Source organism: Alcanivorax sp. HI0083 (genome assembly GCF_001635175.1).
This window is the reverse complement of record NZ_LWFX01000741.1, coordinates 1-7293: the sequence shown is the minus strand read 5'-3', so window position 1 is coordinate 7293 and position 7293 is coordinate 1. Positions and strand designations below refer to the sequence as shown.

6 protein-coding genes and 1 pseudogene are annotated in these 7293 nt (G+C 57.0%); 5 read left to right on the top strand and 2 right to left on the bottom strand.

The window, feature by feature from the left end; genetic code table 11:
- Window positions 1-931 (bottom strand): SMP-30/gluconolactonase/LRE family protein (locus A3754_RS07280; RefSeq protein WP_231880534.1); only part of this gene is annotated, 931 nt, incomplete at its 3' end.
- Window positions 932-1149: 218 nt separating this feature from the next.
- A complete protein-coding gene (gene gltA, locus A3754_RS07275) occupies window positions 1150-2433 on the bottom strand; it encodes a citrate synthase (protein ID WP_063519196.1) in 1284 nt (427 codons plus the stop codon).
- A 454-nt stretch (window positions 2434-2887) separates the two neighbouring features.
- Here gltA and sdhC point away from each other — a divergent pair, with 454 nt between their 5' ends.
- From sdhC to A3754_RS07250, 5 genes and pseudogenes are all read left to right on the top strand, one after another.
- Window positions 2888-3265, top strand: coding sequence for a succinate dehydrogenase, cytochrome b556 subunit (gene sdhC, locus A3754_RS07270; protein WP_063519195.1), 378 nt, complete (start codon window positions 2888-2890; stop codon window positions 3263-3265).
- Window positions 3259-3630: a succinate dehydrogenase, hydrophobic membrane anchor protein gene (sdhD, locus tag A3754_RS07265; RefSeq protein WP_007150974.1), complete on the top strand. Its 372-nt coding sequence runs from the start codon at window positions 3259-3261 to the stop codon at window positions 3628-3630. Before sdhC ends, sdhD begins: the two co-directional genes overlap by 7 nt.
- Window positions 3631-3633: 3 nt before the next feature.
- Entirely contained in the window at window positions 3634-5409 is a 1776-nt protein-coding gene (gene sdhA / locus A3754_RS07260) for a succinate dehydrogenase flavoprotein subunit (RefSeq protein WP_063519194.1), read from the top strand.
- 12 nt (window positions 5410-5421) lie between these two features.
- On the top strand, window positions 5422-6138 hold the full coding sequence (locus A3754_RS07255; protein WP_063519193.1) for a succinate dehydrogenase iron-sulfur subunit: 717 nt from the start codon (window positions 5422-5424) through the stop codon (window positions 6136-6138).
- 392 nt (window positions 6139-6530) lie between these two features.
- A pseudogene (locus A3754_RS07250) lies at window positions 6531-7293 on the top strand (2-oxoglutarate dehydrogenase E1 component); the annotation flags it as partial.

The window sequence follows — 7293 nt, the reverse complement described above, 5'->3', positions numbered from 1 at the left end:
GTCCTTGCTCGTCGAGGCCGAGCACAAAGCCGTGATGCACCGGTTGCGGCTGCAGGAAGCTGGGCATACGGAAGGCCACTTTGCGCAGCAGGGGTTTGTCGGAAAGGCTGTCGAGCATGGCATTACGGGGACTGAAAAGGGCAAGCCAAAAAGTGCCGTCGCCGTTGGCCGAGATGCCATCCGGGATGCCGGGCAGGTTATCCATGAAGATATCGTGGCTGCCGGCTTTGTCGCCTTTGAGCCAGTAGCGAACGATGCGGTAATTACCGGTTTCGGTCACCAGTACGAAGTCTTCATTCTGCGACAGGGCGATACCATTGGCGAACTGCAGGCCATCCAGCAGGACTTCGGCTTGGCCGGTGGCCGGGTCGTAACGCAACAGCCGCCCGTGGCCGCCGTGTTCCATGATGTCGTCGCGGGCATGCATGGCCGGGCCAAATTTGCTGGAGGCATCGGAGAAATAGGCGATGCCGTTGCTGTCCACATCCACGTCATCGGTGAAACCGTAGGCTAGTCCGTTAGCGCTGTCGCTCAGGGTTGTGATAGCGCCGGCCGCGTTGATGCTCAAAAGTCCTTTGTAGCCATCGGCAACGATCAGGTTGCCAGAGGGCGCAAAATCCAGACCCAATGGCCGGCCTCCGGTGTTGGCGATCAGATCCGGGTTCTTGCCGTCGGGATCAAAGCGAACAATGCGGCCATCTACATAGCCCACGTACAGGTAGCCTTCATCATCAATGGCCACATCTTCCGGGCCAACGCCTTCATCCTTGCCGAGTATGCGGCTGTCACTGAGTGCCGTGTTGGTGGCGTAGGGGCCTTCCAGGGCGGGGGCCGTAGGGGCTTGCCAGGCGACGGGCTCGATACTGACCGGCCAGAATAGCAGGTAGGCGGCAATGGCGATGATGATGAGAAGCGCGAGAATTTTTTTCATTGTCATGTCTGCGTTGGCTAGCGAGACGATGATGCTTGCATGCACGGCGCAACCACGCAAATGCAGGGTGGTAATAGGCTCCAATCAGCGGGGCGAAACCGGTGTTGCCCGGTAGGCGAGCAGCGAGTTTTAAGGCGCCACGAGTTTAACTCGCGGTGGTTTTGCAGATACAAAAAAACCGCCCGAAGGCGGTTTTTTGTCAGGCGATAACGAGGCGCTTATTTGCGCTCGTTGACCGGCACGAAGGAGCGCTCGGCTTCGCCGGTGTACAGCTGGCGCGGACGGCCAATCTTGTACGGGTTGGAGATCATTTCGTTCCAGTGCGCAATCCAGCCCACGGTGCGTGACAGGGCAAAGATTACGGTGAACATGGAGGTAGGGATCCCGATGGCTTTCAGGATGATGCCGGAGTAGAAATCCACGTTCGGGAACAACTTCTTCTCTTTGAAGTAGGGGTCGTTCAGTGCGATTTCTTCCAGCTTCATGGCCAGTTCCAGCTGCGGATCGTTCACACCCAGTTCGGCCAGAACGTCGTGGCAGGACTCGCGCATCACGGTGGCACGTGGATCGTAGTTCTTGTAAACGCGGTGACCGAAGCCCATCAGCTTGAACGGGTCGTTCTTGTCCTTGGCCTTGGCGATGTAGGTGTCGATGTTATCTAGGGAGCCGATTTCATCGAGCATGTTCAGCACGGCTTCGTTGGCGCCACCGTGTGCCGGGCCCCACAGGGCTGAGATGCCAGCAGCAATACAGGCGAACGGGTTGGCACCGGAAGAGCCTGCCAGACGCACGGTAGAGGTGGAGGCGTTCTGCTCGTGATCCGCGTGCAGGATGAAGATGCGATCCATGGCCTTGGCCAGGGTCGGGCTGATCTTGGACTCTTCGCAGGGGTTGCCGAACATCATGTGCAGGAAGTTTTCTGCGTAACCCAGGTCGTTGCGCGGGTACATGAACGGCTGGCCCAGCGCGTACTTGTAGCACATGGCCGCGATGGTGGGCATCTTCGCGATCAGGCGGTACGCGGTGATTTCACGGTGCTCGGGATTATTGATATCCAGAGAGTCGTGGTAGAAGGCGGACAGCGCGCCAACTACGCCACACATGATGGCCATCGGGTGGGCATCGCGGCGGAAACCGTTGAAGAAGTTGCGGATCTGCTCGTGCACCATGGTGTGATTCTTCACGGTGCTGATGAACTGATCACGTTGTTCTGCGGTGGGCAGTTCACCGTACAGCAGGGTGTAACACACTTCCAGATAATCGGACTGACCTGCCAGCTCTTCGATAGAGTAGCCGCGGTGCAGAAGTTTACCCACTTCACCATCGATAAAGGTGATCTTGGATTCACAGGAAGCGGTAGAGGTGAAACCCGGGTCGAAAGTAAAGACGCCGTTAGCTACCAGTTTGGACACGTCGATAACGTCGCGGCCCAGAGTCGGGGTGTAGATCGGCAGGTCCAGGTCCTGACCCTCTACCTTGAGAGTGGCTTTCTTCTCGGTCATGGGAATCTCTCCATTGGCGGACGAGGGAACGTTCCTCAAGGTAAGGAAGGTCCTCCAAAGCGCGGGGGAAGGTAAAGTTTTGACACACCTTTGTCAACGCGCAGGCGAGAACCGGCGAGTCAGACTTTTGTAGGGTAAACAGCTTGTTACGCCTGAATGGTCGTTTTGCCTCAGCATGGTGCAACACAAATTCACGGCGTTCACATCAGGTGCATCATTGTAAATCAACGCGTTAGCCGGTAAGTGAAGAATAATTGTCACCTGGAGCGTTTGTTTTGCGTAAGTCGCGGCGATATACTCCCGCCCGGCAGAAACCTCCTGCTGGGGGTTTCACACGGGCCCACCCCGGCCCGGGCAGATTATTAAGATCAGTCTTCACGTTCTGATCTCAATGACTCTGCCAAGTTCCCGACAACCGCCTCTAATACAGAGGCCCGGCTATAAGTAGGCTACCGTGAACGATAAGCGACCCGTTAACCTCGATCTGAGCACGATCAAGTTCCCGGTCACGGCTATAGCATCTATCACCCACCGTGTAACCGGCGTTGCCATCTTTTTGGCGTTGCCGATTCTGCTGTGGATGCTGGATCGCTCCCTGGCGTCTCCCGAGAGCTTTGCGGACCTGAAAGAACTGATGATGACCTCACTGCTGGTGAAGCTGGTGGTATGGGGCATCCTGTCTGTATTGCTATACCACCTGGTGGCGGGCATTCGTCACCTGATTATGGACACCGGTGTTGGTGAAAGCCTGGAAGGCGGCCGTCGTGGCGCCAAGTTGGCCTTCATCATCTCTGCGGTATTGATTCTGCTGACAGGAGTCTGGATATGGTAACCAGTGTAACGAGCCTGGGCCGTAACGGCCTGTATGACTGGCTCATTCAGCGAGTATCAGCTGTCATCATCGGTGTATACATGATCGGCATGCTGGGTTATTTGATCACCGCCGGTGATCTGGATTATGGCAGCTGGAAAGCCTTCATGGGATCTATCTGCATGCAGATAGCCAACACCCTGCTGGTAATTTCTGTCGCTGCACACACCTGGGTAGGCCTGTGGGGCGTAACCACGGACTACCTGACCAGCCTGACCTTTGGTAAAGCCGCCACCGGCGTTCGCCTGATTGCCCAGCTGGCAATTGCACTGGCGTTGGTTGTGTACCTGCTTTGGGGTCTGGTTCTGATCTGGGGAGGGGCGTAATCCATGTCCATTCGCACTATTACGTTTGACGCTATCGTCGTAGGTGGTGGTGGTGCCGGTATGCGCGCCTCACTGCAAATGGCCCAGTCCGGTTTCAAGACTGCGCTGATTTCCAAAGTTTTCCCGACCCGTTCGCACACCGTATCCGCCCAGGGCGGTATCACCTGTGCGATCGCGTCCGCCGATCCCAACGATGATTGGCGCTGGCACATGTACGATACCGTGAAAGGTTCCGATTACATCGGTGACCAGGACGCGATCGAATACATGTGTAATGTAGGCCCTGAAGCGGTCTACGAACTGGACCATATGGGGCTGCCGTTTTCCCGTACTGAAGAAGGTCGTATCTACCAACGTCCGTTTGGTGGTCAGTCCAAGAACTTCGGTGAAGGCGGCCAGGCGGCCCGTACCTGTGCGGCGGCTGACCGTACCGGCCACGCGCTGCTGCATACCCTGTACCAGCAGAACCTGAAGAACGGCACCCAGTTCTACAATGAGTGGTACGCGGCAGAACTGGTAAAAGACGCTGACGGCAATGTCTGTGGTGTCATCGCCATTGATATCGAATCCGGTGAAACCGTGTTCTTCAAGGCCAAGGCAACCGTCTTTGCCACCGGTGGTTCCGGCCGTATCTACGCCTCCACCACCAATGCCCTGATCAATACTGGTGACGGCGTGGGCATGGCCCTGCGTGCCGGCCTGCCGGTGCAGGATATTGAAATGTGGCAGTTCCACCCCACCGGTATCGCCGGTGCCGGCGTACTGGTAACCGAAGGGTGCCGGGGCGAGGGTGGTTATCTCATCAATAAAGACGGTGAGCGCTTCATGGAGCGTTACGCGCCGAACGCCAAAGATCTGGCGTCCCGTGACGTTGTTGCCCGTTCCATGATGATGGAAATTCTGGATGGCCGTGGTGCCGGTCCGGATGGCGATCACGTCTTCCTGAAGCTGGATCACCTGGGTGAAGAAGTGCTGCACAGCCGCCTGCCGGGCATCTGTGAACTGGCCATTACCTTCGCGCAGACCGATCCGGTGAAAGAGCCGATCCCGGTTGTGCCGACTTGTCACTACATGATGGGCGGTATCCCCACCAATGTTCACGGTCAGGCGCTCAAGCTGACCGGTGGCCATGAAGGCGAAGAGCAGTTCGTGAACGGTCTGTTTGCCGTGGGTGAAGTGGCCTGTGTATCCGTACACGGTGCCAACCGCCTGGGCGGTAACTCGCTGCTGGATCTGGTGGTATTCGGTCGTGCAGCCGGTTTGTACATTGAAGATGCCCTGCGTCAGGGTATGACTCAATACGAGCCGCGCGATGCGGATATTGAGGAAGCGCTCTCCCGGGTTCGCCGTTGGGACGACTCCAAGGGTGGCGAATCTGTCTCCGCGCTGCGCAAAGAGCTGCAGAGCGTGATGCAGAACCACTTCGGGGTGTTCCGCAAGGGCGACCTGATGGCGGAAGGCGTGGCCAAGCTGGCCGATCTGCGTGAGCGGATTTCCAAGGCGCACCTGGATGACAAGAGCAAGCCGTTCAACACCGCGCGTATTGAAGCGCTGGAGCTGGATAACCTGCTGGAAGTGGCGGAAGCCACCGCCATCGCGGCCGAAGGCCGTACCGAGAGTCGTGGCGCGCATTCCCGCTACGATTACCCGGATCGTGACGATGAGAACTGGCTGTGCCACTCCATCTTCGACCCCAAAGCCAAGAAGCTGGGCAAGCGTGACGTGAACTTCAAGCCGAAGACCGTTGACACCTTCCAGCCCAAGGCGCGGACCTACTAAGGGGAGCTAACGATGAAAGTCAGTATCTATCGCTACAATCCGGAAACGGATCGCGAGCCGAGCATGAAGGAGTATGAGGTCGATACCCAGGGTAAAGACCTCATGGTGCTGGACATTCTCGCGCTGGTGAAAGAACAGGACGAGTCCATGTCCTACCGTCGCTCCTGCCGTGAAGGTGTTTGCGGTTCCGATGGCATGAACATGAACGGCAAGAACGGCCTGGCCTGTATCACTCCGCTGTCCCAGGTGGCACCGGGTGTGCTGGAAGGCAAGAAGCCGCTGATCCTTCGCCCGCTGCCGGGCCTGCCGGTCATTCGTGATCTGGTGGTGGACATGGGTATGTTCTATAACCAGTACGAAAAAGTGCAGCCGTATCTGCAGAACACCTCGCCGGCTCCGGCCATCGAGCGCCTGCAGAGCCCGGAAGAGCGTGAAAAGCTGGATGGCCTGTACGAGTGTATTCTCTGTGCCTGCTGTTCAACCAGCTGCCCAAGTTTCTGGTGGAACCCGGACAAGTTCCTGGGGCCGGCGGCCCTGTTGCAGAGCTATCGCTTCCTGGCGGACAGCCGCGACACAGTAACTGAAGAGCGTCTGTCCAAACTGGATGACCCCTTCAGCCTGTTCCGTTGCCACGGCATCATGAACTGCGTCAGCGTTTGCCCGAAAGGGTTGAACCCGACCCGGGCCATTGGTCATATCCGTTCCATGCTGTTGGAGCGGGGCATCTGACCCGAAACGAGAAAGGCGGCCTGATGGCCGCCTTTTTTGTATGTAATAAAGTCGGAGATGACGTTTTTGGCTGTCTATTCGACGTTTTGCCAATGGCAGACACATTCGGAAAGAGTCATAAGTTACTTTATGAATTCGGTGCCTAACAAAACCGAATTAAAAGGGCTACACTAGATAGCAGTTCGAGGTAATCCCTCGACGAGAGGTAGCAGGCTTCTACCCAGACCCGACCCGGTATGGGCGAGATAGCAGGTTGCATCTCATGGGTGGAACAGGGCTTAAAAGGCGTTGTTCCGAAAAATACGAGCGTACGGGAACAGGGTCGCCCCCCTGTGGTCGCAGTTACTCATACCACAGAGTGTGACAACCTCCCGCCGAAGGAACGAGCTAACATGCAAGACAGTTCCATGCAGCGGCAATGGCAGTCCTCCCATATCGGGGGAGCCAACGCTGCCTATGTCGATGAACTGTACGAATCCTACCTGACTGATCCTAATTCCGTGCCGGAAGACTGGCGCGTTTATTTCGAAAAACTCCCCAGTGTTGATACCGCCGTCGAATCCGATGTGCCCCACGCCGCCGTGCGTGAATACTTTCTGTTGCAGGCGAAGAACCGTTCGCGGGTGCAGAAGTTTGGTGCCGGTGCGGTCAGCACGGAGCACGAGCGTCGTCAGGTCCGTGTGCTGCACTTGATTGCAGCCTACCGAAACCGTGGTCACCAGGTGGCCAAGCTGGACCCGCTGGGCATCATGGAGCGCGAAGCCGTTCCAGACCTGGAACTGGCGCATCACGGTCTCAGCACGGCTGATCTGGATACCGTATTCCAAACAGGCAACCTGTTTATTGGTAAGCCTGAAACCTCTCTCCGCGATATCGTTGACTGCCTGACCAGTACCTACTGCTCCAGCGTGGGTGCGGAATACATGCACATGGTCAACACCGCTGAAAAACGCTGGTTGCAGCAACGCATGGAAGGGGTGCGCTGTCATCCGGAATACGGCACGGACATCAAGAAGCATATTCTTGAACGCTTGTCTGCTGCTGAGGGCCTGGAAAAATATCTGGGCAGCAAGTATCCGGGTACCAAACGTTTCGGCCTGGAAGGCGGTGAATCGTTGATTCCGTTGATGGACGAAATCATCCAGCGTGTTGGCA